General features: G+C 27.4%; 1 protein-coding gene. It reads left to right on the top strand.

Features of this window, described 5'->3' with window-relative positions; genetic code table 11:
* Positions 1 to 267 precede the first annotated feature (267 nt).
* The gene (locus AC2D8I_RS16120; protein WP_484707138.1) at positions 268 to 1,845 is read left to right on the top strand and encodes a TlpA family protein disulfide reductase; all 1,578 of its coding nucleotides are present in this window, start codon (positions 268 to 270) and stop codon (positions 1,843 to 1,845) included.
* Positions 1,846 to 1,970 lie beyond the last annotated feature (125 nt).

Raw genomic sequence — 1,970 nt, 5'->3', positions numbered from 1 at the left:
CTCAATTGAAAATGAGAAAATAATTTTTCTTGGTACTTTTTTTTGCCTTGCATAACTAAAGTTAAGAAATAACTAAGCCGCTTTTAAATTCCTTTACTATCTTTAGCAACAAACTTGTGCAACAGGCACAAGGTGTATAATTCATTGCTAGTACTCGCCTACTTACGAAAATCCGCAAGGATTTTCTATTCGGTTTGTATTTGCTAAATTAGTTGCTTGAAACACGCAACGAAATCATACACAACAACGTTGGCAACAAGCTGAAAAATGAAAACTCCATTAAATATATTATTTCTGATTTTAATTCTAATATCTTGTAAAAAAGAAGGAGATAAGGCAGAGGAAACAATAAAAGAAAAAACAAAGCAGATTGTTTTAATATCAAAATACGCGCCAAAACCATACAAGCACTATCGTTTAAAACAAGATACCCTAGGAAAACAATCAAATAAAAAATCGGGTCCTTACACACCTGTTAAAAGTCCATCATTTTCATATTTCGATTCACAAAATAATATAAATAGTTGGAAGCCAAAAGCAAATGAAATTGACACTTTAGTAATCCCATATTATAGAGAATATTTGGAATTGAGTACTCAAAATACATATACCTCTATACCTAATACTTATCTAATAAAAAATGGAGATACAATTGTTTTTGAATATAAAAACAAACTTCCAATAGCAAAAATAACCAATCGTCAAGTCAATGATGTTGAATTAAATTATAACAATCATAGGCTAAAAGAATTATTTGACAATACGTATTCAAGTCATCAAAAAGTATATCTTGCCTTTATATTTACTAAGCAAAAAACAAATGATACGTATATCGATTTTAGCGAAAGAGGAAAAGAAACAACACTCAATTTTTATAAAAAGGCGATTGATGACGGAAAGATAGAATCAGTTTTTTTAGATTCATTACATAAAGAAAAATTGATTTCGAATGACAATTATTTATATCGTAAAGAAGTGTTAAATGGATTAATAGAGAATCATAAAAAAAATAAAATAATTAAAAAATGGATAGACCAAAATAAGCTACTATCAAATAAAGAAATTATTGAAACTGTTTATGGATTGGATTTATCAAAAACTGACTCTTTAATGACTTTTTCATATTTCAGAGATTATTTAAATACCATTTCTAGATACAATCTTTCTCTTATTCAAGAATATAATGGAAGTTCTGGCGGCTCTTATATTGACTCAAGAGTTCGTTTTGATTCTATTTTAAAAGACAAAAGGTTCAATCAAACTGCAAAAAACTATCTTCTATTTGATGCATATAATGGAATAATCCAAAGTTTTAGAGTTAGAGACAAAGAAAAATATTTTAAAAAATTACAAGATAATACTACTGATAGAGAACATTTAAATGAATTACAAAAGGACTTAAAATTAGATTTTAGTAAATCGAACAAATTAGTTTTAACCAATTTTGAGAATGACACAATTACTTACTCTAAAGTTTTAAAAAATAACAAAGGAAAGTGGTTGTATATAGATGTTTGGGCAAGTTGGTGTAAACCTTGTAGAGAGACAATGCCAGAATCAAATAAACTCAAAAAGCAATTTGATAAAGAAAATATTGCATTTATCTATTTGAGTTTAAATGATAAAAAAGAAAACTGGAAAAAAGCAATAGAATCTGATAGTATTTCAAAAGGTCAAAATTTTTTCATAGAAAACGGAAATGTTTCTAAAGTAATTGAGGATTTAGGAATTAAAACAATACCACATTTCTTAATTTACAATCCAAAAGGTGAATTAATAAATGGATATGCAAATAGACCAGGAAGAGGTGCTAAAGAACAGTTAGAAAAATTATTAATCGAATAATAAAGCCAGTTGCCAACAACGGTAATCGTTGCACAAGCCTCTAAAAACATTCAAAAGCTCCTTTTATAGGAGCTTTTACTTTGTTAAAACCAATACTATTTAAATTTAGGATGCCTATTATATTC

Source organism: Lacinutrix sp. YIN62 (genome assembly GCF_057219185.1).
Note: the sequence above shows the minus strand (reverse complement) of the source record. Positions and strands in the feature narration are given on the sequence as shown.